This window comes from Polynucleobacter sp. JS-Polo-80-F4, from assembly GCF_018881965.1.
GTDB lineage: Bacteria > Pseudomonadota > Gammaproteobacteria > Burkholderiales > Burkholderiaceae > Polynucleobacter.
Map to the genome: position 1 here is coordinate 1757528 of NZ_JACVPI010000001.1, position 23655 is coordinate 1781182.

Here is a 23655-nt window from a genome sequence, read left to right on the forward strand (position 1 = left end):
GGGCTCTATTTTAGTGAATGCAGCCGATCTTGCTTGATTCTCTGCATTCCCTAGCCTTGGAGCAGGCTAAAAGCGTGTTTACAAAGGCCCGTCAAGTAAACCATGGGCCACAAGAGTATCCTGTCGGGTCTGTGGAGAGTATTGTAAGAATGAACGGGGAGCCTTCCCTTTGACTTTTCACCTTAAACCGAAGGCGCTTATTAAAGAATGCAATGTCAAAACTAACATCGAAACCCATCCTAAAAAAAGCCAGCGGTATTTTGGCCCAAGAGTTTGCAATACCTAAAGATATTGCCTGGGCATGGGTTACTTTATTGCTCTCGCAAGAGGAGCAGAAGCGCGATAGCGAAGAAAAGCGTTATAGCCGCATTGCAGAATTCGAAACCTGGATTGTGGAGCTAAATTTACCAACTGACCCAAAAAATCCTGTAGGCGGTGCAGTGAGTCCCGAAGCAGTAAAAAATTCCGCAAGAAATGTCTTTGAGTGGCCCCATGAATATATCTTTGAAGAGCCGGTAGCGCCAAATCATATGGATGCTAAGGTGACCTATAGCGATACGATCACCAAACCCATTTTGGATGCAGTGAAAGATGCGGGCGGATCAGATGATCGCCCAGCATTGATTGCCATATTAGAGGGTTACGCAAAAGAGGGTAAAGAGCCTTTTGCTAATGTCACGTCAGAAGGTATTGAGTGGAAAGGTAGCGCTTGGAAGGAAGGCGATAAATACAATCTTCTCACTATCAAGACTCTGAATAATCGCCTGGCTAATCTGCGAAAGAAGGGCTTGATCTAGTAGGTCAATTTACCTAGCCCTCAAAAGAAAAAGCCCCTAGATTTCTCTAGGGGCTTTACTTATTTGGCTCCTCGACCTGGGCTCGAACCAGGGACCTACGGATTAACAGTCCGGCGCTCTACCGACTGAGCTATCGAGGAATAAGCCGATATTATAGCAAGATGAAATCACTTCTTCCTACTTCTGTACAGATCCCCAAAGTACTGACCATTGCTGGGTCCGATAGTGGCGGCGGGGCGGGGCTGCAGGCCGATCTCAAGGTGATCACAGCTTTAGGCGGCTACGGGATGTCTGTCATCACAGCAATAACTGCCCAAAATACCCTGGGTGTCACGCGTATTCAGGATATAGATCTTGAAGTAGTTGAAGCCCAGATTGATGCTGTTTTAGTGGATATTGGTGCTGATATTGTCAAAATCGGCATGCTAGCAAGCCCAGAAATAGTCCGCACAGTTGCTAAATCTTTACGCAAGCACGGTGTGAAGCGCATCGTCCTAGACCCTGTTTTGCGCGCCACTTCTGGCGCAAGCTTAGGTGGTGACGACACCGCCCAAGCGATGATGGCTGAATTATTTCCCATCGCATCACTTATTACGCCCAACATGGATGAAGTTTCTTTGTTGCTAGGTCGCGATATTGGCGGCCCCAACGATTTCAAATTGGCTGCAGAAGAATTACTCGAGATGGGTCCACAAGCGGTGCTCATTAAAGGTGGGCACTTAGATAGCACGCATACGCAAATTACCGATTACTTAATGTGGCGCACTCTCGAAGATGGACTTGAAGTTATTCAAACAAAAGAATTCAAACACTATCGAGTAAATACGGTAAATACGCATGGCACTGGATGTTCTTTGGCATCTGCAATTGCTACATACCTTGCTGATGGTCATGACCTGGCTCATGCAGTTGCTAAGGCAATTGCCTATGTAGAATCAGGCTTAGAGGCGGGGCGCTTCTTAAGCATTGGTGAAGGCCCGGGCCCTTTGTGGCACATGCATGATTTTTATCCAACAGCATTACTGGATGAGAAAGATCAGAATTAAAGCTGGTACTGAAGAGGGAAAGAAGCAAAGAAGGTTCTAAGCCCGCATTAATTCTTGCAGATGCTTAACTGCTGCCTTGGGATCCTTGGCTTGTGTAATGGCCCTCACTACGGCCACTGAGCCAACACCACTCTTGCTAACCGCATGAATACTATCTTGATCAATGCCACCAATAGCAACTAGCGGGTAGTTACTCATTAGCTTGGCGTACTGATATAAGCGACCCAGGCCTTGTGGTGCAGTTGGCATCTTCTTTAAGTTCGTCGGAAAGACTGCGCCCATTGCAATGTAGCTTGGGCAAAAGCGATCTGCATGAGCAAGCTCAGCATAACCATGGGTGCTCAAGCCCAACCTTAATCCTGCTGAGCGTATTTCTTCAAGATTGGCATCTACCAGATCCTCTTGACCAAGATGCACGCCATAGGCACCGGCATCAATTGCTTCTTGCCAATAATCATTAATGAAGAGCAAGGTCTTGCTGTCTTTAACCGCTGCAACAGATTCTTTAATCTGTTTTCTGATCTTAGACTTTTCATCTGACTTAAAGCGCAGCTGTACAGTTGGTAATTGGGCATCCACCATGCGCTTGACCCAGTCAGCATCTGGCATGACGCCATATAAGCCCAAGCGCTTAGGACACTCTTTAAAGGCGTTGGGATTCATATTGCGAGTCCAGGGCAGTAAATCAAAATGCTCTGGTCTGTTGGGCCATTTAAAAGGATTAAAACCGCCATCTTGCAAAGTCATGCGTGACCAAGCCTTACCTAATACTTTTGCATCTGACTCGATAAACCCCATCTCAATACTGGCTAGAGCGCCTGCTAATTCGTAATGATCAACAGCAGCTTCGTTATCAATGAGCGGAGGAGGCGAGTTAAGACTAAAGGCCGGAATCGCAATGCATAAATCCTCATTGCGATGCGCGGCAACGATTTGGTCAGCAAGGTCTCGAATCAGGCTCATGAGTTCAGTGTACTTAACTTGGTTTAACTAAGTAGCTACGATTGGTGCCAAAATGGCGTGCCCACTAGAGGCGTGCTTGCTTGGGCTGATTCTTGGGGCTTCATGGCGCCTGATAAATAGGCTGCACGACCAGCATCAACAGCCATAGCAAAGGCTTTAGCCATCACTACTGGATCATCTGCCAAGGCTACTGCGGTATTGAGTAGTACGCCATCAAATCCCCATTCCATCACGCTACAGGCATGTGAAGGGAGGCCTAGACCGGCATCCACCAAAAGCGGCACCTTGAGACGATCGCGCAAGAGTTTCATGGCATACGGATTTAAAGGGCCTTGTCCCGTTCCAATAGGTGCAGCCCAAGGCATTACGGCTTGGCAACCCACATCAACCAAACGTTGGCACAAAATTAGATCTTCAGTGCAATACGGTAGTACCTTAAAACCATCTTTGATGAGTGTCTCTGCTGTCTGTACTAAACGCAAAACATCAGGTTGAAGTGTGTAGTCATCACCAATGAGTTCTAGCTTGATCCAATCCGTTTCAAAAACTTCACGTGCCATTTGCGCGGTGGTGATTGCTTCTTGTGGGCTATGACATCCAGCTGTATTTGGCAGAACCGGAACAGCCATCTTTTTTAGTAAATCCCAAAAGCCACTATGCGCTTCAGTAGTAGACGTACCCTGACGACGCAGACTCACGGTAATCATTGCAGGATTAGATGCCTGCACTGCGTTCTCTAAAACCTGTGGAGAAGGGTAGCGTGAGGTGCCCAATAGCAAGCGACTCGCAAAACTCTCGCCATATAGGACAAGGGTGTCAGCGCTATTCAGGTTGTTAGGCAAAGGTGCATTCATATCAAAATAGTTTGTTATTGATCAACCGCCAGTAACGGGGGCGATAACCTCAATTTGATCATTCTCGTTCAAGACAAAGTCAGCATGCTTGGTCTTCGGTACAAAATTCAGATTTACTGCAACAGCATAGGGCGGCTTGGCATTAATTAAAGCCAATGCATCACTCACCATGCTCTTGCTTGGTAGCTCGTAAATCACCTGATTAACGATTACGCGCATACCACCTCTACATGATTGCTCTCGTGAGTAAGGCTCAAGCCTAACTCCAATGCAGTTTTACTTGCCCCAGACCCCAAAAGCTCTAAGGCGCAATCCAGTACTGCTGGTGAAATCATAAAACCATGGCGATATAAGCCATTGATCAAGATCAAATCAGCAAGCCCTTTATCTTTTTGGGATCTAATTTCTGGAAGATTATTTTTTAAGGTCGGGCGACACTGTGTAGCCATTTCCAAAATACGAGCCTCTGCAAAACCACTATGCACGGTATAAACAGCGCTAAGCAACTCCATAGCGGAGCGCACACTCATTTCTGACAAGTCATCGGATTCAATTTCCGTTGCACCGACCACATAGATATCGTTTTCTTTTGGGGCAATGTAGATTGGATAGCGCGGATGTATTAAGCGTGTAGGGCGACGCAGCTTTACTTCTGGAGCATAGAGGCGAATCACTTCACCACGCACGCCACGCAAGCTATTGGGTGATTCACCAGAAGACCACGATTCCTTGGCGCCCGTACCGCGGCAATCAATTACCACCTTATAGCTTGTCTGTTTGCGCAGTTCCGATGGGTTAATCTCGGTATGCCAATGGCAATTTACCGTCGACAGCTTTAGCTCGCTAGCGAGAGCATCTAATAATTGGCGATTATCTAATTGACCTTCGTTGGGTAAATAAAGGCCTTGATTAAATCGATCAGCAACGCCAGGCTCAATTTCACGCAAAGCTTCGTTATCGAGTTTTTGCGGTGCACTTAGACCGGAATTAGAGCGACAGTTTTTCTCCAGATGCGCAGCAAAGCGCTCTGCATCACTGGCATCTTGGCGATGCCACAAAATCAAGGTACCTTCTTGCTGAAAATAAACCGGAGCAGTCAAACTAGCGATGATTTCTTTCCAGCGAGGCAGGCTATACAAGCCCATGCGAACAACGGAATCTTCGGTAATGGCAGATTCAGCTAAAGGAGCCAGCATTGCAGCTGCAATACGCGCAGCAGCATGCGCCCCATCAGGACCACCCTTATCAAACAGATCGACTTGAGCGCCACCTTTAGCAAGTGCAAGCGCTAGCAGGCGACCCATCAGGCCCCCGCCAACAATCGCGTACTTGCTATTAGAGAAGCTCGCGCTAGTCATCATTACCAACTCGACTTATTGTTTAAATAACTTACTGATAAATTTCACTACCGCGCTTACGGAACTCAGCAGACATTTCTTCCATGCCTTTAGAAGCATCAGTTACTTCAGTAATTGGAATCACTTTTGCTTTAGGGTTGCCATCGGCATCTAATGTTGCAGCGTAGTCACGAACTTCTTGAGTGATCTTCATGGAGCAGAACTTCGGACCACACATAGAACAGAAGTGCGCAATCTTGGCGCCTTCAGCAGGTAGTGTTGCATCGTGATATTCACGTGCGCGCTCAGGATCTAGACCAAGATTAAATTGGTCTTCCCAGCGGAACTCGAAACGCGCCTTAGATAGGGCGTTATCGCGTACTTGTGCACCAGGTAAACCTTTGGCCAAGTCAGCGCCATGGGCAGCAATCTTGTAAGTAATGATGCCTTCGCGCACATCCTCTTTATCCGGCAAGCCTAAGTGTTCTTTTGGCGTGACATAACAAAGCATTGCTGTGCCATACCAACCAATTTGCGCTGCACCAATACCGCTGGTGATGTGGTCATAGCCAGGGGCGATGTCAGTAATCAATGGTCCGAGGGTATAGAAAGGAGCTTCTAAGCAATGCTTTAACTCTTCAGTCATATTCTCTTCAATACGCTGCATTGGCACGTGACCAGGACCTTCAATCATGACTTGCACATCATGTTTCCAGGCCTTGGCAGTTAATTCACCAAGGGTATGGAGTTCGCCAAACTGAGCGGCATCATTGGAGTCAGCAATACAACCAGGACGCAAGCCATCGCCTAAGCTAAATGACACGTCATAGGCTTTCATGATCTCGCAGATCTCATCAAACTTCGTGTAGAGGAAGTTTTCTTTGTGATGAGCTAAGCACCATTTAGCCATAATCGAACCACCACGAGAAACAATGCCAGTAATACGATCAGCGGTTAAGGGTACATAGCGCAGTAACACACCCGCATGAATAGTGAAGTAATCAACACCTTGCTCGGCTTGTTCAATCAAAGTATCGCGAAACATTTCCCAGGTGAGGTCTTCTGCAATACCACCGGTTTTATCTAGTGCTTGATAGATTGGAACGGTGCCAATCGGAACTGGAGAGTTACGAATAATCCATTCACGTGTCTCATGAATATGCTTACCAGTAGACAGATCCATGATGGTGTCTGCACCCCAACGAATAGACCACACCATCTTTTCTACTTCTTCATTAATGGATGAGGTAACCGCAGAGTTGCCTAGGTTTCCGTTAATCTTCACGCGGAAGTTACGGCCAATAATCATCGGCTCCAATTCAGGGTGATTGATGTTCGCCGGAATAATTGCACGGCCCGCAGCAATTTCAGAGCGCACAAATTCACCAGTGATGATTTCGGGTAAGTTGGCACCATAGCCCTTACCAGGATGTTGCTTTAACAGCTGTTTATAAGCTGGATCTTTGCGAAGCTGCTCAAGGCCCATGGATTCACGCAAGGCGATGTATTCCATTTCAGGAGTAATGATTCCTTGACGGGCGTAATACATTTGACTTACGTTATGGCCGGATTTGGCTACGCGTGGCGCGCTGATGTGGGAAAAACGTAAATTTTGTGTCGCTTCGTCGTGTGAGCGAGCAACACCGTACTCGGAGCTAGGGCCTGCTAGTTGAATGGTGTCATTGCGTTCTGCAATCCAAGCATCACGCAGTCTGGGCAAACCTTTTTCAAGATTGATCACAACATCTGGATCACTATATGGGCCCGAAGTGTCATAGACCGGCACTGGTGGATTGGCAATCATCTCTTCGCCAACACGAGTAGGTAGCTGCTCAATCATGCGGATTGGCGCTTTAATATCGGGTCTAGAACCTTGGAGATACGTTTTTGTCGAGGCTGGATAGGCAAACTTTTGCCCGAAGTCGCGCTCCAAACTTTTTAAACTTGGAATCTCGTGTTTAGCGTTTTTAGTTGAGGTCTTACCTGTACTCATGTCCATCTCCTAGCTGTTTTAGATGGACGAAACCGGGTGTCGGTCTGATGTAACTCCCCACGCCAGCATTACCTGGATCGGGTTCTAGGGTCTTTCTCAGCGCCTTCAAGCTAAATCCGCTTTAAAGGGCACCCCTGTTTCATCCTTAATAAGGATTTAACCACGAATTGGCTGATTGGGGCATGACTTCAGTCAAACTGTTTCGAAAGGGCTCATTAAGCCCAAAGGACTCTATTTATTGCGACGCAATATAAAGTCAGCGGTAACAAAAGCAGCGTCGGAGGTAAATTCATCCGCAAGGATACGTGCGGCAGCCTCCGGCAAGGAAATCTCAATAAAACCGCTCACTTCACCATCGTGATTCGTTGGTACAAAGTTATCCGCTAGCTCTAAGTCATAAACATAGAGCTGTTCGTCATGAAAGCCTCGTCCGATGGATGGGCGGCGCATATGAATACGACCAACAGGCTCAATTTGATCTGCAATTTGTTCGGGCACACCAGCTTCTTCCCAAAGTTCGCGACGCGCGCTGACCCAAGGTGTCTCATCAGCTGTAATGCCGCCGGCAGCTAAGTTATCTAACTTGCCTGGATCGGTAGGCTTAGTTTCACTGCGCCTACCTAACCAAATCGTATTGCCTTGCGTATAGCCATTGATATGCGTTGCCATACTGCGAAAGCCAAAGGTGCGAAACGCAGCACGTTCCATACGAAAGTACTTGTGACCATTTTGATCTACCCAAGCAAAGTCTTCGTTACGCCAGCCTGGAATAAATCCACCCAACCTCATACGGTTGGCTAACTGATACAGGCTGTTTGATAAATCTCTAGGTTTGCCTAGCTGAATGGAGAGTTTGTCATGCCCCATTGAAATCATCGGGATGGATTCCTTTTGCAACGACTCTTGCAAGTAGGAGGTGAAATCTGGATTCAGGTGGCCAATGAGTTGTTCGCCCATTGCACCGCGGGATAAATAAATCGGTAAGTAATCCCCAGGGGCAGAACGCGCCGTGTTTTGGAGCATTTCTTCAAGGGCTGCCAGCGTACTGGTTGATAGGCTATTCATGACCCAAGTGTAAGGGAACTTGGCGTTCTTTGCCCTTATTGCTCAATGGCCTTAACACAAAATCTTATAGGAACTAGATTAAATATTCATAAGCAAACACGCAAAATAGGGCAAACCATTTTGCACACAAATTAAGCAAGCTAGGTCACCCTATACAAATCTGTGACTTACGAAAACTTTTGAGGATTTATCCACAAGGCCTGTGGATAAGTATGAAGAATTTATGGTCCCGCCGACAGGTAAACCTAGGAAAAATAGCGGCCTGGAACCCTTTGTGTTGTTGGGATCTTAAAATTTATATTAAATAAATCCGTATTCTTTTCGTACCTTTTGTGCTACATGATTGCCGTCAAGAATCCCCGCTAACTACTTATCAAGACTTTTATCTTTACTAAAGCAATATTTTACAAAGCGGCTATTTGCTGCCTTCACTAGGCGTAGCAGGAATATTTCCTGGAGTTAATTTAGCGTTGTCACCCCCACCATTTTGGTTGCTGGTTTGCTCAGCGTAGCTTTGGTTTAAGGAGCTATCTCGCCTAATAAACTTTGGATCCTCTTCGGGATGTCGCTGGTAATAGGTTCGGGCTAGTTCAGCTTGCTCCTGTTGCATTTCGTAGACCTCCTGCTGTCTTTGTCTATGTTCCTTTGAAACAAAGAGATCAAGGACAAACCCAAAGTCCACAAATGACAGTGCGAATATACAGACAATACCAACCACTAAGCCAGAGAGGATGCCTCTTAGCCAATGTGTTGAAGTTGATACGCCAACCCACAGACCGGATGCAATTTTTACAAAAATTCTCATGATTTCAGTTTAAATAGATTTTTAAAATTAATAGAATTAAAGTCAATAGGCGTTGACGCTAATACACTCAAGAGGAAGGTGAGAATAAATTTACCATCTGCTGCAAATCATATTAGAGGGTGTCACATAATGCAATTAATTGATTTTTGGATGCGGTTTGATCCCAATGCTTATCCCTATGTGCATCCATCAGATTCAAGTGTTATTGGCGATATTACGAAATCTAAGCATTTCAAGCTTTCGCCAATAAATTATGACAGTTATCTCGTTAGTGATAATTTTGGCTCACATTCAGATAGTCGTATGGACTTATCCTTATTGCCCATTCCATATGCTGGTGACATAAGTAACTCAAAAATTGTCATCCTGCTGCTGAACCCCGGGTTAAGTTATACCGATTATTACGGTGAATTTCTTAGGTCAGAATATCGTGAGAGGCTGATTAATAACTTACAACAAGATTTTTCTCAGACTGAATTTCCTTTTATGTGGCTTGATCCAAATCTGGCTTGGCATGGAGGATTTCAGTGGTGGGAGAAAAAATTAAGAGGTGTTATTTCAGAGGTAGCACGAGTCAAATTTGCAGGCTCTTACTATGAGGCTCTGAAGCACACATCTAAGAATATTTCTCAGATAGAGTTAATTCCATATCACTCCATAAATTTTAAATCTTCAGGAATAGTTAATAGGTTGGCATCAGCTCAAGAGGCTTTAAATTTTGTTAAAAATGTATTGGAGCCACAGACTATTTCTGGTGAAAAAAGCATTATCGTTACAAGGAAGGCAAGGGAGTGGGGGGTGGCTGAATCCGGAAATATTTGTGTTTATGATCGCAATCAAGCTCGCGGCGCAAGCTTGGGATTGGATCTAAAGGGCGGACAATTAATTCTTTCCAGACTTCTAGAGAATTAAGGGATGCATTAGAAAATAGATTGGTGCGCGGTTCGATTTACGGCAAATCAAAGTTGAGCTTATGCTCAGAGGTGTGCAGCTTTCAAATGTTTATATGGCAGTTTTAAATCTAAAGAAGAAAAGCCCCAGACATCTTCATAGGTGGGTGAGATGCCTAGAGCCTTACAGTTGACAATTTAATTTGGGCGAATTTCAGCACAGAATGACCCGTCGCTGTTTTCTATCCAATCTATTTCATAATCTACGCTGTAATCATCATCGTCTTCATGTTCAGCCGGATCTCCGAAGCAATTGTTTGAAGCTACTGCACAGGCATAGATGGCGCCATCATAAATTGAATAATCATCACCATCCATCTCACCGGATAAAAAGTTTTTAATCACCGATCTTAGTTGCTCAGAAGAAACATCATTACCAGTTTCTTCGGTTGCGGCTGCCAAGAGCGTATCTTCATCGATAAAGATTTTATTTTTTTGGTCGGCCTTGTAATCATCAATGATTTTGTCAATTAATTCTGCGAACATTATTTGAATCCTTTTTTCAAAAAGTTAAGAAGCTACCGCGTAAAGCAAATAATTAGTCTTTATAAGCCTATTTGATTGCCATATCAATAAATTTTTACTATTGACATTAATTCCAAAAACCGGTCCCAGAGAAGTTCTTTTTGGGTAGGATTGCTTAAGACACAAAAGTGACTGGCGAGTTTAATTGACCGACTTAGGGTCTAAAGAGTGGTGGTTGGTCCCGCCGACAGGAATCGAACCTGTATCCCACGCTTAGGAGGCATGTGCACTATCCATTGTGCTACGGCGAGTCGGATGTAAATCTAAAAATATGTTAGGGGGATTCTAATGAATTGCCTGCCAAGAGCTACCAACCACAAAGAGCCCACACTTGATTGGTAACAGCCACCATCATATCGGGTGCGAAGTACATCGAAAAAATAAATAGCAAAACAAGCAAAGCAAATCCATAGGAAACGATGCTCCATGGGAATGACCTTTTCTTAAGCATTAGCCACTCGATGAACTGCTCGTTCTTTTACAGGAAGGTTGACCAAGCAAGCAAAGACACCTAATCCAATTGCAATTTCCCAAACAATTAAATACGAACCTGTTTGATCAAACAAATAACCGCCGAGGAAAGCTCCACAGAAACTTCCTAGCTGATGCGAGAAAAAGATCAGACCTGAAAGCATTGTCAAATACTTCACGCCAAAAATTTGCGCAACGATGCCGTTAGTTAGTGGAATAGTGGACAGCCATAAGAATCCCATAATGGCTGCAAAGATGTAAGTGCTCATCGGTGTTGGTGGTAATAATAAAAATGCCGTAATGGCAATAGAGCGACCAATGTAGATTGCAGAGAGCAAATATCGCTTAGGAAAGCGTTGGCCCAGGATGCCCGAGCTATAGGTGCCAAAGATATTAAAGAGCCCAATCAAGGCCAGGGCAGTAGTGGCGACAACTGGAGCGCCAACGGCCGGATAGTTCGAAGAGAGGTCTTTCAGGTATGGAGCTAGATGAACCGCAATAAACACCACCTGAAAGCCGCAAACAAAATAACCTAAGGTGAGATAGCGAAAGCTGGGGTTGCCAATAGCTTCTTTTAAAGCCTGCTTGATAGTTTGATCGCCTAAATTATGGTTGTGTGTGAAATTCTTCTCACGCAACATAAAGGCAGTTGGAATCATCAAACTAGCCATCAATGCCAGCATGAGAAGTGCATCTTGTGTGCCAAGCATACTGAGCAAACCCTGCTCTGCTGGAATCATGAGGAACTGTCCAAATGAGCCAGCAGCTGCAGTAATACCCATTGCCCAAACCCGTTTTTCCGCTGATACGTTGCGACCCAAGATTCCATAGACTACGCTGTAGGTAGTTGCGGTTTGTGCCAAGCCAATGAGTAAGCCACCAGCTAGAGTGAAGTTCATGACGTCTGTGGAGACTGCCATGCCCGCTAAGCCTAAGGCATATAAAACTCCACCAGCCACCATGATTTTGAAAGCGCCATAACGATCAGCTAGTGCCCCAGTGACGGGCTGAACAGCGCCCCAGATGAGATTTTGCAGGGCGATAGTTAGTGCAAACGTTTCACGACCCCAGCCATTGGCTGAAGTGATGGGTAAATTAAAGAGTCCAAAGCCATGACGAATGCCCATGGATAAGGTGACCATGAGTCCGCCATAGATGAGGACTTCCTTCATCGAAAGTCCCGCTTTGGAGGTTTGCGTAGTCATAACTTTAGATGATTCCCTTGGTGCGCAGTGCTTCTATCGCTTGATCATCGAGCTGGAGACGCTCATGCAAGATCTCTTGGGTATGCTGACCAAGCGTTGGTGGGGCCATCCGAACTTCCGTCGGGGTTTTTGATAGACGCATCGGGCTGGCAACCAATTTCATGTTGCCGACTGTGGGGTGCGGAACATCAATCTGCACGCCACGATGAATGACTTGCTCGTTTTCAAAAACTTCCTTGAAGTTATTGATGGGGCCGCAAGGAACATTGGCTTTCTCAAGCAAGGTAATCCATTCGCCCTTGGTCATTTTGCGAGTCATCTTCTCTAGAAGGGGGATGAGATGCTTGCGATGCTCAACGCGCAAAGGGTTGGTGACATAGAGCGGGTTATCCGCTAAATGGGCTTCGCCACCAGCGGTTACAAAATGTCGGAATTGACCATCATTACCAGCGCCCACAATCATCCAGCCGTCAGATGTAGGGAAGGTTTGATAGGGAACAATGATCGGAGAGGCGTTACCCCAGCGCTTTGGGACCTCACCTGAAGTCAGATAAGCGCTTGATACATTGGCCATTACGGCTACTTGCGTATCTAGCAAGGACATATCAATATATTGACCCTCGCCGGTATGGTCACGATGGACTATGGCAGCCAAGATGGCAGTGCTGGCATACATGCCGGTAAAGATATCTGCAATGGCAACACCCGATTTTTGTGGGCTAGCACCTTCAAAGTCGTGTGCTTCTCCGGTCACACTCATGAAGCCGCCCATACCTTGAATAATGAAATCGTAACCAGGGCGGTGGGCATAAGGACCAGTTTGACCAAATCCAGTAATGGAGCAGTAGATCAAATTCTCTTTGACCTTCTTGAGACTTTCATAATCAAGACCGTATTTGGCGAGGTCGCCAACCTTATAGTTTTCAATGACGACATCGGACTCGGCGGCAAGCTTGCGGATGAGCTCTTGACCTTCAGGTTTGGCGATATCCACCGTAATGGAGCGTTTATTGCGATTAATGCAAATAAAATAGGCAGATTCATCGGTTTCCTTGCCATTTGCGTCTTTGGCAAAGGGAGGACCCCAATGGCGGGTATCGTCTCCAACCCCAGGCCTTTCGACTTTGATGACATCCGCACCCAAATCGGCAAGATTTTGAGCACACCAAGGACCAGCCAAGACTCGGCTAAGGTCTAAAACGCGAATATGACTTAAGGCTCCCATCCCTCGATTTTGGCATGGATGACAGGGCTATTCCTGAAAAATTCGGTCTAGACCTCAGACATGACTACAATTTGCGCGCATGGCTACCCGTAAAACTTCCGAATACAGCGAATCGTCGATTCAGGTCCTAAAAGGACTAGAACCAGTCCGTCAACGGCCTGGAATGTACACCCGTACTGACAATCCACTCCACATCATTCAAGAGGTGCTAGATAACGCATCCGATGAGGCTTTGGGTGGGTTTGGCAAGCAAATCATCGTCACTATGCATACCGATGGCAGCGTGAGCGTCGAAGATGATGGTCGTGGCATTCCAGTGGGCATGCATCCTACTGAAAAATTACCGGTAGTTGAGATCGTTTTTACCCAGCTACATGCTGGGGGTAAGTTTGAAAAAGGCACTGGTGGTGCATATGCCTTCTCTGGTGGTTTGCACGGAGTAGGTGTTTCTGTAACCAACGCCTTATCAAAAAGATTGGAAGTAACCGTTTGGCGTGATGGCCAAATGTCCACATTAACCTTTGCTGATGGCAAGGTGATTGAAAAGCTCAAAACAATAGCTTCTTCAAAAGAAGACAAGTCTCACGGTACTCGCGTACGTGCTTGGCCAGACGGCAAGTATTTTGATAGCTCGGTAATACCAATGCCTGAGCTTATTCGTCTATTGCGTTCCAAGGCAGTGTTATTGCCTGGCGTGAAGGTTACGCTGATTCAAGAAAAATCAGGCGATACCCAGACTTGGCAATATGCACAAGGCTTGCGCGGCTATCTGAATGAAGCAATTGCACAAGCCGGCCATGGCGCTGAAGTCATCCCCCCGTTCGAAGGCGAGCAATACGCTACCGGCACAGGCGAGGATGATTCTTTTGCTGAAGGCGAGGGCGCGGCTTGGGTTGTTTGCTGGACTGAAGATGGCGCGCCAGTACGTGAGAGTTATGTGAACTTGATTCCAACTCCTGCTGGTGGTACCCATGAAAGCGGTTTGCGTGAAGGCTTATTTAATGCCGTAAAAGGCTTTATTGAGATGCACGCATTGCAACCAAAGGGCGTGAAACTCATGCCCGAAGACGTGTTTGCACGCGCCTCATTTATTTTGTCTGCAAAGGTTTTGGATCCACAGTTCCAGGGGCAAATTAAAGAGCGCCTCAATTCACGTGATGCCGTACGTTTAGTTTCTGGTTACGTTAAATCCGCTTTAGAGCTCTGGCTCAATCAGCACGTTGACTACGGTCGTAAGTTAGCTGATTTGGTAATTAAGCAGGCACAAGCGAGAACGCGTGCTGGCCAAAAGGTTGAGAAGAAAAAATCCTCAGGCGTAGCGGTACTTCCTGGAAAGCTTACCGATTGTGAGAGTGAAGATATCGGCATGAACGAAATCTTCCTGGTAGAGGGTGATTCCGCTGGCGGTTCAGCCAAGATGGGTCGTAATAAAGAATATCAAGCCATCCTGCCATTGCGTGGCAAGGTATTAAATACCTGGGAAGCTGAGCGTGATCGCTTGTTTGCTAACAATGAAGTGCATGACATCGCAGTAGCAATTGGTGTTGATCCGCATGGTGCAAATGACAGTCCAGATCTATCTAATCTGCGCTACGGTAAGGTTTGCATTCTTTCTGATGCGGACGTCGATGGTGCCCATATTCAGGTATTGCTTTTAACCCTGTTCTATAAGCATTTCCCTAAACTCATTGAGTTAGGGCATATACATATTTCGAGACCACCTCTATTTAGGGTTGATGCCCCAGCACGCGGCAAGAAGCCAGCGCAAAAGATTTATGCCTTAGATGCTAATGAGCTCCAAGCGATCGAAGATAAGTTGCGTAAAGATGGTGTAAAAGAAACTGCCTGGCAGATCTCACGCTTTAAGGGCTTAGGAGAAATGAGTGCAGAACAGCTTTGGGACACCACTTTGAATCCAGATACCCGCCGTTTACTACCCGTAACGCTAGGCGCATGGACTGAAGACGAAACATTTAAAACAATGGATATGTTGATGGGTAAATCCGAATCTGGCGCACGTCGTGACTGGTTGGAAGAGCGCGGCAATGAAGTGGAGGCGGATATCTAATGGCAACTAAAAAGACTCCTGGAAAAAATGATCCAGCTGAACAAGCGGATTTGTTTTCTATTCCCTCTGTAGAGATGGAGGTAGTTGAGGTTGATGAGGCTCCAGCTGTAGCAACCGCTTCCGGTGGCGGAGCGGGCAACCATGATCCCAAAACCATTGACCTGAATGAAGATGGTAAAGATAGCTTAACCCTTGCAGTATATGCAGAGCGCGCCTATTTGGATTACGCCATTAGCGTTGTTAAGGGTCGCGCACTACCTGATGTATCTGATGGTCAGAAGCCTGTGCAGCGACGCATTCTGTTCTCCATGAGCGAAATGGGTTTGCGTGCTGATGCCAAGCCAGTGAAGAGTGCCCGCGTGGTTGGTGATGTGCTCGGTAAGTTTCATCCTCATGGTGACCAATCCGCATACGATGCTTTGGTTCGTTTGGCGCAAAGTTTCTCATTACGCTATCCATTAATTGATGGTCAAGGAAACTTCGGTTCACGTGATGGTGATGGCGCAGCAGCTATGCGTTACACCGAAGCGCGTTTAACCAAGATTGCAGGCTTGCTTTTAAGTGAGATTGATGAAGGTACGGTAGATTTTGCACCGAACTATGACGGCTCATTCCAAGAGCCTAAATTATTACCAGCACGCCTGCCATTCGTATTGCTCAATGGCGCTTCAGGTATTGCCGTTGGTATGGCAACTGAGATTCCTTCGCATAATTTACGTGAAGTCGCTACTGCTGCTGTTGCCCTAATGAAGTCTCCAAAAATGAGTACTTCAGAGTTGTTAGAAATCATGCCTGGCCCCGACTATCCAGGCGGCGGCCAAATTATTTCTTCTGCAGCAGAAATTGCGCAGATTTATGAAGCAGGGCGCGGCAGTATCAAGGTGCGCGCACGTTGGTCTGTTGAAGAATTGGCTCGTGGTCAATGGCAAATTGTTGTCAATGAGCTGCCGCCGGCTACTTCCTCGCAGCGCGTCTTACAGGAAATTGAAGAGATCACCAATCCAAAGGTCAAGGTTGGCAAGAAGACCCTCACTCCTGAGCAAAATAATCTCAAATCAACCATTCTGAATGTGCTTGATGGCGTGCGCGATGAATCTAGTAAAGATGCCGCAGTACGATTGGTATTTGAGCCTAAGAGCAAGAATATTGATGTCAATGAGTTCGTTAATCTCTTGCTAGCGCATACCTCACTAGAGTCCAATGCGCCAATGAATTTGGTGATGATCGGCAATGATGGTCGCCCACGTCAAAAAGGCTTAAAAGAAATTCTCTCAGAGTGGGTTGCATTTAGGGTTGCTACGGTGACTCGTAGAACGCAGCATCGCTTAGGCAAAGTCAAAGACCGCATGCATATTTTAGAAGGACGCTTAACCGTTCTTCTGAATATTGATAAGGTCATCAAGATTATTCGCAATAGCGATGAGCCTAAAGCGGATCTGATTAAAGAATTCAAGCTTAGCGATCGTCAGGCTGAAGATATTCTCGATATCCGTTTGCGTCAGTTGGCTCGCTTGGAAGGCATCAAGATTGAGCAAGAACTTAAAGAACTCAAAGCAGAACGTGATGACCTAGAAGGTCTATTGCAAAGCGATACCGTATTGCGAAAGCGCATCATCAAAGAAATCGAATCTGATATGAAGGATTTTGGCGATGACCGTCGCACCCTCATTCAGGAAGACAAACGCGCTGTAGCGGAGACCAAAATCATTGATGAGCCGGTCACGGTAATCGTCTCTCAAAAAGGTTGGGTACGTGTTCGCCAAGGCCATGAGCATGATGCAACTCAGTTTGCCTTCAAGGCGGGCGATGCTTTATATGCGACCTTCGAAGTGAGAACTGTTGATGTCATTCAGGGCTTCGGCAGTGATGGACGTGTGTACACAGTACCCGTCAGCGAATTACCAGGTGCTCGCGGCGATGGCTCACCATTGACCAGCTTTGTGAACTTGGCTGCTGGCTCACAGATGGTTGCGTATTACGCTGGCCAATCTGATGATTTGGTATTGCTCTCTACAAAAGCGGGCTTTGGTTTCTTAGCCAACGTTGCTGATATGACTACGCGTAACAAGGCGGGTAAATCATTCTTAAGTATGGATGCCAAGGTTCCTGGCGATGCACCTTTGGGTGCGGCCAAGGTTAAGGTCGGTATGAAGCAAGTCGCTTGTTTATCTGAAGCATCTAAATTATTGGTGTTCCCATTGGATGAGCTCAAACGTTTGCCAACAGGTGGCAAGGGCGTAATCCTGATGGGCTTAGATGATAAGGAGCACTTGGCTTCAGCCATTGCGGTTGGACCGGATGGCGCTACTTATTCAGGCGCAGGACGTGCTGGCAAGCCTACTGAACTGAGTTTGGATGCGAAAACCTTGAAGTCATTTGCAGGTAACCGTGCACGCAAGGGTCACTTTGTTGAACCGCGCTTAAAAGACGGCAAGTTAACAGCAAACTAAGTAAGGTATTTAGGTTTTCTTCGGAATACTGACGCCATATTTAACGGCAATCACTTCCGCCAGAATCGAAACAGCGATCTCTGGTGGGGTGAGAGCGCCAATATAGAGTCCAACAGGGCCATGTAACTTTTCAACTTGTTCTTGGCTGACATCAAACTCTAGTAAACGCTCTTTGCGTTTCTGGGTATTTTTACGACTTCCTAAAGCGCCAACATAAAAGGCGGGCGACTTCAGGGCCTCCATCAGTGCCATGTCGTCTAATTTGGGGTCATGAGTAAGCGCAACAACAGCCGTATGCGAATCAACGCCAATCTCTAGCAATACATCATCTGGCATGCCCTTTGAGAAAGTAATGTCTGAGCGATTAAGGCCCTCAGCATATTCTTCACGTGGATCGATCACAATCACTTCAAAGTCAGAGGCCAGAGCAAAATCTGCGGTGTATAAGGAAAGCTGACCAGCGCCAATAATGACCATACGCCAACGTGGGCCGTAAGTCGTTTGCATTGCTTGCTCGGAGCAGGCAAATTCATCACTGCGGTCACCTTGGCTGAGAGTGGATTTCCCAGTAGCTAAATTTACAGAGCGGCGGGTAATTTGATGAGAAGAAATATTTGCAAGTAATTTTTCCAGTACCGCTAATTCCGGCCTAGGCTCAACCAATAATCGTAAAGTCCCGCCACAAGGAAGACCAAAACGTGCGGCCTCCTGTTGGGTAACGCCATAAACAACCATTTCGGGGGCTTCGCGAGTGAGAATTTCAGTTTGGACTCGGCGTATAAGATCATCCTCAACGCAGCCTCCAGAAACGGACCCGGCGACTTGCCCGTCAGCCCGAATCGCAAGCCAAGAGCCTATTGGACGTGGTGCCGAGCCCCATGTCTGTACAACGGTCGCAATAGCAACGGATTGACCTGATTGGAGCCATTCAACGGCGGATTTGAGGACGCTTAAATCAGTGCTGTTCATGCGTTTTCTTCTTTTACGTGCTTTTATTAATAACTATTTATTATCACTCTAATGACCGTTTCTAGTGAACCTTCCAAAAACTCAACATTGCGCCTAGCCATCATCATATTGGCTGCGGGCCAGGGAAGTCGTTTGGGCGGATATCCCAAAGCCTTGTTAAAAAGGGGTGGGGACACTTTATTAACCCGCTTCATTCAAGCGGCACAAAGTTGTGATCCTCTCGAGACTTTGGTGGTCACTGGCGTTTACTCGGACAAAATTGAAGCGGAAATCAATTCATTAAAACCGACTATCCACAGTTCAATCACTCTAGTGAAAAATCCCAATCCAGATTTAGGTCAATCTTCTTCTGTGCGACTTGGTCTTGAGTCACTAAAGTCTGACTATGATGTTTTGTTAGTCGCGCTATGTGATCAGCCTAATATCGCTAGTGCTGAGATCGAGGCATTGCTAGAGCAATTTCATCGCAGAACCGAAAACCAGGAAATTGTGTTGCCGATGATTAACAATCAACGCGGCAATCCAGTCTTGTTTTCAAAGGGGGTAATTGAGAAAATCTTAGCAATCCCCGGCATGGTCTGTAGGCCCTATATGGATCAGCATCCAGAGCTAGTTAGATTATTTGTTACCGAAAACCAAGCCTACTTAATGGATGTCGATACGCCGGCTGATATCCAGAAACTAGGACTTGATCCTATTTAATTCGATTAAATTAAATCTCTGCGATTAATTCAATTTCTACGCAAGCCCCCAGCGGAATCTGTGCAACACCAAATGCGCTACGTGCATGTTTGCCAGCATCACCAAACACTTCGAACAGTAACTCTGAGCAGCCATTGATAACCAGGTGTTGCTCTGTATAGCTGTCAGTGGAGTTGACTAAGCCCATCACTTTAACGATGCGCTTTACTTTATCTAAAGAGCCTAAATGATTTTGTAAGGTGGCAATCAAATCAATTGCAATCGTACGCGCCGCCGCTTTGCCAGTCTCGGTGTCCATATCTTTGCCTAATTTTCCAACCCAAGGTTTGCCATCGCGTTTAGCAATATGACCAGAGAGAAAAACGGTGTTGCCAGTTGTAGCTGCCATGACATAGGCAGCAGCAGGGGGTCCTGGTGGAGGTAAATCAATGCCGAGGGTTTTAAGGCGTTCGCTGATGTTTGTAGTCATATTGAATATCGATTATTTAAATTGAAAAAGAGGGTTAAATTTGATTGGTTAAATCTTACTTGGAAAGTTGACGCATGGCACTTTCAAGGCCATTTAAGGTGACAGGGTACATACGATCTCTCATGAGGTTTTGCATAATATCGATCGATTGACGATATTGCCAAATGGATTCAGGTTCTGGATTGAGCCAGGCAAAGTGGGGGAAGTGATCGATAAGTCGATTAATCCAAACAGCGCCCGCCTCTTTGTTGTTGTATTCAACGGAGCCATTGGGGCTCAGTATTTCATAAGGAGACATGGTCGCATCTCCAACAAAGATCAATTTGTAGTCTGGCCCATATTTGTTAATGATGTCTTGCGTGGGTGTAGCTTGATCTCGCCGCCGGCGATTGCTCTGCCAGAGATTTTCATAGACACAGTTATGAAAGTAGTAATGCTCTAAATGCTTAAATTCAGCCTTGGCAGCAGAGAATAGCTCCGCAATACGCTGAATGTGATCATCCATCGAGCCACCAACATCCATGAGTAGCAACACTTTGACTTGATTGTGCCGCTCAGGCCGCATCTGAATATCAAGCATGCCAGCATTTGCAGCGGTTGAATGAATGGTCTTATCTAAATCAAGCTCCATCGTAGAGCCTTCTCGAGCAAAACGCCGCAAGCGTCGCAATGCCACTTTGATATTGCGGGTGCCTAAAGCTAAATCGCTGTCATAGTCTTTAAATTCACGGGCCTCCCAAACTTTGATAGCCGTTCTGTTCCCGGCACTTTCACCACCAATGCGAATGCCTTCCGGATGGTAGCCGCTATGCCCAAAAGGCGATGAGCCACCAGCGCCAATCCACTTGTTGCCACCCCCATGCCATTCTTTTTGTTCTTTTAAGAGCTCTTCGAGGCGCTTCTTCAAGGCATCTGGGCCACCCAACTTTTGGAGCGCCGCTTTTTCTTCTTCAGTCAGAACGCGTTGCAGTTTTTTTTCAAGCCAATCTAGCGGAATGTCTGGTGAGAGAGCAATGATTTGCTCAACACCATTAAAGTAAGCTCCAAAAACTTGGTCAAAGCGATCAAAGTGCTGCTCGTCTTTAACCAGCGTCATGCGCGAGAGTTGATAAAACTCATCAATTGATGGGTTAATAACACCTGATTTCAAAGCCTCCAAGAGAGTTAAAAATTCTCGGACTGAAACAGGTACCTTGGCCTCTTTCAGATTAAGGAAGAATTGAATCAACATGAAAATTCTATGCGCTAATAAATTGCTTTGTACTAACGATGATTGCGATTCATCATGACTAAACGTTCAAACAGGTGAATATCTTGTTCGTTCTTTAGAAGTGCACCATGTAACGGCGGAACCACTATCTTTTCATCGCTGCTATGAAGTGCTTCTGGTGGAATGTCTTCGGCCAGTAAAAGCTTGAGCCAGTCAATTAGCTCTGAGGTCGAAGGCTTCTTTTTAAGTCCTGGCAAAGAGCGTATTTGGTAAAAGGCCTTAAGGGCTGCATCCAGCAGATCTTGCTTAATATGGGGGTGATGGACATCCACGATGCTTTGCATGGTTTGCGCATCAGGAAAGGTGATGTAATGAAAGAAACAGCGACGTAAGAAAGCATCGGGCAATTCTTTTTCATTATTGGAGGTAATGATGACGAGCGGACGATGTTTTGCTTTAATTAATTCACGAGTTTCATAAACATAAAACTCCATACGATCAATTTCGCGTAACAAGTCATTCGGAAACTCAATATCGGCTTTATCGATTTCATCGATCAGTAACACTGTAGGCTCATCCGCTTCAAAGGCTTGCCACAGTACGCCCTTAACAATGTAGTTGCGAATGTCTTTTACTTTTTCATCCCCCAATTGCGAGTCGCGCAAGCGGCTGACAGCGTCATATTCATAAAGGCCTTGTTGTGCCTTTGTTGTTGACTTGATATGCCATTGCAGGAGCGGCATGTTCAGAGCGGCTGCCACTTCCTCGGCAAGCATGGTTTTGCCAGTGCCTGGCTCGCCCTTAATTAAGAGGGGTCGCTGGAGTGCAATGGCCGCATTCACTGCTAGCTTGAGATCATCAGTGGCAACATAGTTTTGGCTGCCGTCGAAGCGGTTTTGGGGTGAAGGAGGGTGTTTGCTCATCTTGTCGTCTAAAAAGTACTGTGTTAAGCGTTCCAGTATAGGTAAATGAGGCAAATTTTTCAGTATTTCTACTGTTTTTGGCCTCTGAAATGACGAGAAGGGCGTCTGTCCGCTATACTCTTGCCAATTGATCTAAATCAAACTCATTAATAATGATTTCTATGAAAAAACTCTCAATTCTTCCTCATTTGGCTGTTGTCGCAACCTTAGCTTTTGCTGGTTCTGTTGCTCAGGCTGATGAAGTAAAAGGTAACGCCGCTGCTGGTAATGCCAAGGTATGGCTATGTGTTGGCTGCCATTCCATCCCGGATTACCGTGCTGATTACCCCTTGGTATACAAAGTGCCTATGTTGGGTGGTCAGAATGGCGCTTACATTGCTAGCGCATTGGCTGCATACAAAAAGGGCGAAAGAAAGCATCCAACGATGCGCTCTGTTGCTGCAAGCTTGTCTGACCAAGATATGGCTGATATTGGTGAGTACTATGCTGCGCAAACTGCCAGCTCACCTAACAACCCATTGAAGTGATTCATTGATAAAGATACATAGAGATACTTTTATGAAATTCGCACTAATTACAGCAGTTTTGCTTTCAAGCATTGGTTTGGTAAACGTTGCAAATGCTGCTAACGTAGATAAAGGCATGGCTTTGGTTGAGAAGGCTAATTGCGCTTCTTGTCATGGCGCAGGACTAAATGCCCCAATTCTGCCTGTTTATCCAAAGTTGGCTGGCCAGTATGCTGATTACGTTTATTACGCACTGAAGGCATACAAGGTTGGTAACGGCAATCCACAGTTTGGACGCAACAACGCCATCATGGGTTCACAGGTTCAAAACTTTACCGATACTGATCTGCAAGATATTGCAGCTTATGTTGCTTCACTACCTGGTAACTTAGTCGTTAAAAAGTAAACCCAGCTTAGGCTACATATATTAAAGGCTTAGAATAATCTTCTAAGCCTTTATTTTTTATAGGTATTTCATAGTTTAACGAAGTGCCTCAAGGCCTTGTGCCAGGTGCTTGCGCATCGCTAATTCGGCTGCCTGTTCATCTCTCTTCAAGAGAGCCCTGAGTATTTCTCGATGCTCAACTAAGGAGTTCTGGAGCCTTCCAGTACTTGTTAGCGATTCTCTGCGATGTAATTTAAGGACTTTACGTAAGTCAGCTATCACGCCATTCATCCAGCGATTACCAGCAATTTCTTGTATTAATTCATGAAATTTGCCATTTACTTCAAAAAACTGCTCAATATCACGATCTGCAGCCGCTTTTTCTAGGCGGTGGTGCAAGTGGTCCAGCATGTTTAGCTCAGCTTCAGTGGCTTTAATGGCTGTTTCCTTAGCTGCCTGGCCCTCTAAAAGCGAGAGAATGGTAAAGATTTGCTCTAAATCTTTCCTGGCAACCTCAGTTACATAGGCGCCACGACGCATCTTGATGGTGACAAGGCCTTCAGAAGCCAAAACCTTAATTGCTTCTCGCATTGGTGTGCGGCTAATGCCAAATTGATCGGCCAATGATTGTTCGTCCAGCCAGCTTCCAGGCGCTAGCTGTTTGCTAAATATCTGCTCCCGAAGTCTATCGGCGACATCCTCATATAGGGGTCTATTATTCAGTTTTGTATTCATAA

At 46.0% G+C, this 23655-nt stretch carries 23 protein-coding genes, 2 tRNA genes and 1 riboswitch; of the genes, 8 read left to right on the plus strand and 17 right to left on the minus strand.

Features of this window, described 5'->3' with window-relative positions:
- Positions 1-212: 212 nt before the first annotated feature.
- Positions 213-797, plus strand: coding sequence for a hypothetical protein (locus ICN20_RS09040; RefSeq protein WP_216239713.1), 585 nt, complete (start codon positions 213-215; stop codon positions 795-797).
- Positions 798-861: 64 nt separating this feature from the next.
- Here the strand turns inward: ICN20_RS09040 and ICN20_RS09045 are convergent.
- Positions 862-937: transfer RNA gene (locus ICN20_RS09045), tRNA-Asn, on the minus strand.
- Positions 938-958: 21 nt separating this feature from the next.
- Between ICN20_RS09045 and thiD the strand changes: the two genes are divergently transcribed.
- Positions 959-1843, plus strand: coding sequence for a bifunctional hydroxymethylpyrimidine kinase/phosphomethylpyrimidine kinase (gene thiD / locus ICN20_RS09050; protein WP_216239716.1), 885 nt, complete (start codon positions 959-961; stop codon positions 1841-1843).
- Between the two features lie 36 nt (positions 1844-1879).
- On the opposite strand, the gene thiE is transcribed toward thiD, so the two are convergent.
- The 7 genes from thiE to ICN20_RS09085 form a co-directional block, all read right to left on the minus strand.
- Entirely contained in the window at positions 1880-2806 is a 927-nt protein-coding gene (gene thiE, locus ICN20_RS09055) for a thiamine phosphate synthase (RefSeq protein WP_216239719.1), read from the minus strand.
- Positions 2807-2841: 35 nt separating this feature from the next.
- On the minus strand, positions 2842-3660 hold the full coding sequence (locus ICN20_RS09060; RefSeq protein ID WP_370624542.1) for a thiazole synthase: 819 nt from the start codon (positions 3658-3660) through the stop codon (positions 2842-2844).
- Positions 3661-3681: 21 nt separating this feature from the next.
- Positions 3682-3879: a sulfur carrier protein ThiS gene (thiS, locus tag ICN20_RS09065; RefSeq protein WP_216239721.1), complete on the minus strand. Its 198-nt coding sequence runs from the start codon at positions 3877-3879 to the stop codon at positions 3682-3684.
- Complete coding sequence (locus tag ICN20_RS09070) at positions 3870-5018, minus strand: FAD-dependent oxidoreductase (protein WP_216240400.1); 1149 nt, start codon at positions 5016-5018, stop codon at positions 3870-3872. Before ICN20_RS09070 ends, thiS begins: the two co-directional genes overlap by 10 nt.
- Before the next feature lie 31 nt (positions 5019-5049).
- On the minus strand, positions 5050-6990 hold the full coding sequence (gene thiC / locus ICN20_RS09075; protein WP_255534698.1) for a phosphomethylpyrimidine synthase ThiC: 1941 nt from the start codon (positions 6988-6990) through the stop codon (positions 5050-5052).
- 37 nt (positions 6991-7027) lie between these two features.
- A riboswitch (TPP riboswitch) is annotated at positions 7028-7136 on the minus strand.
- A gap of 85 nt (positions 7137-7221) precedes the next feature.
- Positions 7222-8055, minus strand: coding sequence for an NUDIX hydrolase family protein (locus ICN20_RS09080; protein WP_216239722.1), 834 nt, complete (start codon positions 8053-8055; stop codon positions 7222-7224).
- Between the two features lie 415 nt (positions 8056-8470).
- Positions 8471-8860: a hypothetical protein gene (locus tag ICN20_RS09085; protein WP_216239724.1), complete on the minus strand. Its 390-nt coding sequence runs from the start codon at positions 8858-8860 to the stop codon at positions 8471-8473.
- A gap of 129 nt (positions 8861-8989) precedes the next feature.
- On the opposite strand from ICN20_RS09085, the gene ICN20_RS09090 reads away from it, so the two are divergent.
- Positions 8990-9772 (plus strand): hypothetical protein, encoded by a 783-nt coding sequence (locus ICN20_RS09090; protein WP_216239726.1) that lies wholly within the window; start codon positions 8990-8992, stop codon positions 9770-9772.
- Positions 9773-9948: 176 nt separating this feature from the next.
- On the opposite strand, the gene ICN20_RS09095 is transcribed toward ICN20_RS09090, so the two are convergent.
- From ICN20_RS09095 to ICN20_RS09110, 4 genes are all read right to left on the minus strand, one after another.
- Positions 9949-10296 (minus strand): hypothetical protein, encoded by a 348-nt coding sequence (locus ICN20_RS09095; protein ID WP_216239728.1) that lies wholly within the window; start codon positions 10294-10296, stop codon positions 9949-9951.
- Between the two features lie 215 nt (positions 10297-10511).
- Positions 10512-10586: transfer RNA gene (locus ICN20_RS09100), tRNA-Arg, on the minus strand.
- A 192-nt stretch (positions 10587-10778) separates the two neighbouring features.
- Positions 10779-12011 carry an MFS transporter gene (locus tag ICN20_RS09105; protein WP_216239730.1) on the minus strand — a complete coding sequence of 411 codons (1233 nt, stop codon included), beginning with the start codon at positions 12009-12011 and terminating at the stop codon, positions 10779-10781.
- Positions 12012-12015: 4 nt separating this feature from the next.
- Positions 12016-13236: a CaiB/BaiF CoA-transferase family protein gene (locus ICN20_RS09110; RefSeq protein ID WP_216239732.1), complete on the minus strand. Its 1221-nt coding sequence runs from the start codon at positions 13234-13236 to the stop codon at positions 12016-12018.
- A 79-nt stretch (positions 13237-13315) separates the two neighbouring features.
- Between ICN20_RS09110 and ICN20_RS09115 the strand changes: the two genes are divergently transcribed.
- Together ICN20_RS09115 and parC are read left to right on the plus strand one after the other, a co-directional pair.
- Complete coding sequence (locus tag ICN20_RS09115) at positions 13316-15304, plus strand: DNA topoisomerase IV subunit B (protein WP_216239734.1); 1989 nt, start codon at positions 13316-13318, stop codon at positions 15302-15304.
- A 74-nt stretch (positions 15305-15378) separates the two neighbouring features.
- Positions 15379-17754 (plus strand): DNA topoisomerase IV subunit A, encoded by a 2376-nt coding sequence (parC, locus tag ICN20_RS09120; protein ID WP_255534751.1) that lies wholly within the window; start codon positions 15379-15381, stop codon positions 17752-17754.
- Positions 17755-17763: 9 nt separating this feature from the next.
- Here parC and ICN20_RS09125 read toward each other — a convergent pair whose 3' ends face one another.
- The gene (locus ICN20_RS09125; protein WP_216239736.1) at positions 17764-18723 is read right to left on the minus strand and encodes an XdhC family protein; all 960 of its coding nucleotides are present in this window, start codon (positions 18721-18723) and stop codon (positions 17764-17766) included.
- 51 nt (positions 18724-18774) lie between these two features.
- Here ICN20_RS09125 and ICN20_RS09130 point away from each other — a divergent pair, with 51 nt between their 5' ends.
- Positions 18775-19425, plus strand: coding sequence for an NTP transferase domain-containing protein (locus ICN20_RS09130; RefSeq protein WP_216239738.1), 651 nt, complete (start codon positions 18775-18777; stop codon positions 19423-19425).
- 10 nt (positions 19426-19435) lie between these two features.
- On the opposite strand, the gene ICN20_RS09135 is transcribed toward ICN20_RS09130, so the two are convergent.
- The 3 genes from ICN20_RS09135 to ICN20_RS09145 are packed head-to-tail and all read right to left on the minus strand — an operon-like array spanning position 19436 to position 22027.
- A complete protein-coding gene (locus tag ICN20_RS09135; RefSeq protein ID WP_216239739.1) occupies positions 19436-19894 on the minus strand; it encodes a RidA family protein in 459 nt (152 codons plus the stop codon).
- Between the two features lie 55 nt (positions 19895-19949).
- Positions 19950-21125: a VWA domain-containing protein gene (locus tag ICN20_RS09140; RefSeq protein ID WP_216239741.1), complete on the minus strand. Its 1176-nt coding sequence runs from the start codon at positions 21123-21125 to the stop codon at positions 19950-19952.
- Positions 21126-21157: 32 nt separating this feature from the next.
- The gene (locus ICN20_RS09145) at positions 21158-22027 is read right to left on the minus strand and encodes a MoxR family ATPase (protein WP_216239743.1); all 870 of its coding nucleotides are present in this window, start codon (positions 22025-22027) and stop codon (positions 21158-21160) included.
- A gap of 161 nt (positions 22028-22188) precedes the next feature.
- Here ICN20_RS09145 and ICN20_RS09150 point away from each other — a divergent pair, with 161 nt between their 5' ends.
- Positions 22189-22554, plus strand: a complete 366-nt coding sequence (locus tag ICN20_RS09150; protein WP_216239751.1) for a cytochrome c — start codon at positions 22189-22191, stop codon at positions 22552-22554.
- 31 nt (positions 22555-22585) lie between these two features.
- The gene (locus ICN20_RS09155) at positions 22586-22939 is read left to right on the plus strand and encodes a c-type cytochrome (protein WP_216239753.1); all 354 of its coding nucleotides are present in this window, start codon (positions 22586-22588) and stop codon (positions 22937-22939) included.
- Positions 22940-23014: 75 nt separating this feature from the next.
- Here the strand turns inward: ICN20_RS09155 and ICN20_RS09160 are convergent, their stop codons facing one another.
- Entirely contained in the window at positions 23015-23653 is a 639-nt protein-coding gene (locus ICN20_RS09160; RefSeq protein WP_216239755.1) for a GntR family transcriptional regulator, read from the minus strand.
- Positions 23654-23655: the final 2 nt, after the last annotated feature.

Bases quoted from the DNA above. Each gene is read 5' to 3' on its own strand.
- ICN20_RS09110 (WP_216239732.1), bottom strand. From the start codon at position 13,236: ATGGGAGCCTTAAGTCATATTCGCGTTTTAGACCTTAGCCGAGTCTTG.
- ICN20_RS09145 (WP_216239743.1), bottom strand. From the start codon at position 22,027: ATGAGCAAACACCCTCCTTCACCCCAAAACCGCTTCGACGGCAGCCAA.
- ICN20_RS09115 (WP_216239734.1), top strand. From the start codon at position 13,316: ATGGCTACCCGTAAAACTTCCGAATACAGCGAATCGTCGATTCAGGTC.
- ICN20_RS09140 (WP_216239741.1), bottom strand. From the start codon at position 21,125: ATGTTGATTCAATTCTTCCTTAATCTGAAAGAGGCCAAGGTACCTGTT.
- ICN20_RS09130 (WP_216239738.1), top strand. From the start codon at position 18,775: ATGACCGTTTCTAGTGAACCTTCCAAAAACTCAACATTGCGCCTAGCC.
- ICN20_RS09150 (WP_216239751.1), top strand. From the start codon at position 22,189: ATGAAAAAACTCTCAATTCTTCCTCATTTGGCTGTTGTCGCAACCTTA.
- ICN20_RS09155 (WP_216239753.1), top strand. From the start codon at position 22,586: ATGAAATTCGCACTAATTACAGCAGTTTTGCTTTCAAGCATTGGTTTG.
- ICN20_RS09080 (WP_216239722.1), bottom strand. From the start codon at position 8,055: ATGAATAGCCTATCAACCAGTACGCTGGCAGCCCTTGAAGAAATGCTC.
- ICN20_RS09040 (WP_216239713.1), top strand. From the start codon at position 213: ATGTCAAAACTAACATCGAAACCCATCCTAAAAAAAGCCAGCGGTATT.
- ICN20_RS09160 (WP_216239755.1), bottom strand. From the start codon at position 23,653: ATGAATACAAAACTGAATAATAGACCCCTATATGAGGATGTCGCCGAT.
- ICN20_RS09085 (WP_216239724.1), bottom strand. From the start codon at position 8,860: ATGAGAATTTTTGTAAAAATTGCATCCGGTCTGTGGGTTGGCGTATCA.
- ICN20_RS09090 (WP_216239726.1), top strand. From the start codon at position 8,990: ATGCAATTAATTGATTTTTGGATGCGGTTTGATCCCAATGCTTATCCC.
- thiC (WP_255534698.1), bottom strand. From the start codon at position 6,990: ATGAGTACAGGTAAGACCTCAACTAAAAACGCTAAACACGAGATTCCA.
- ICN20_RS09070 (WP_216240400.1), bottom strand. From the start codon at position 5,018: ATGACTAGCGCGAGCTTCTCTAATAGCAAGTACGCGATTGTTGGCGGG.
- ICN20_RS09125 (WP_216239736.1), bottom strand. From the start codon at position 18,723: ATGAACAGCACTGATTTAAGCGTCCTCAAATCCGCCGTTGAATGGCTC.
- ICN20_RS09135 (WP_216239739.1), bottom strand. From the start codon at position 19,894: ATGACTACAAACATCAGCGAACGCCTTAAAACCCTCGGCATTGATTTA.
- ICN20_RS09105 (WP_216239730.1), bottom strand. From the start codon at position 12,011: ATGACTACGCAAACCTCCAAAGCGGGACTTTCGATGAAGGAAGTCCTC.
- thiE (WP_216239719.1), bottom strand. From the start codon at position 2,806: ATGAGCCTGATTCGAGACCTTGCTGACCAAATCGTTGCCGCGCATCGC.
- thiD (WP_216239716.1), top strand. From the start codon at position 959: ATGAAATCACTTCTTCCTACTTCTGTACAGATCCCCAAAGTACTGACC.
- thiS (WP_216239721.1), bottom strand. From the start codon at position 3,879: ATGCGCGTAATCGTTAATCAGGTGATTTACGAGCTACCAAGCAAGAGC.
- ICN20_RS09060 (WP_370624542.1), bottom strand. From the start codon at position 3,660: ATGAATGCACCTTTGCCTAACAACCTGAATAGCGCTGACACCCTTGTC.
- ICN20_RS09095 (WP_216239728.1), bottom strand. From the start codon at position 10,296: ATGTTCGCAGAATTAATTGACAAAATCATTGATGATTACAAGGCCGAC.
- parC (WP_255534751.1), top strand. From the start codon at position 15,379: ATGGAGGTAGTTGAGGTTGATGAGGCTCCAGCTGTAGCAACCGCTTCC.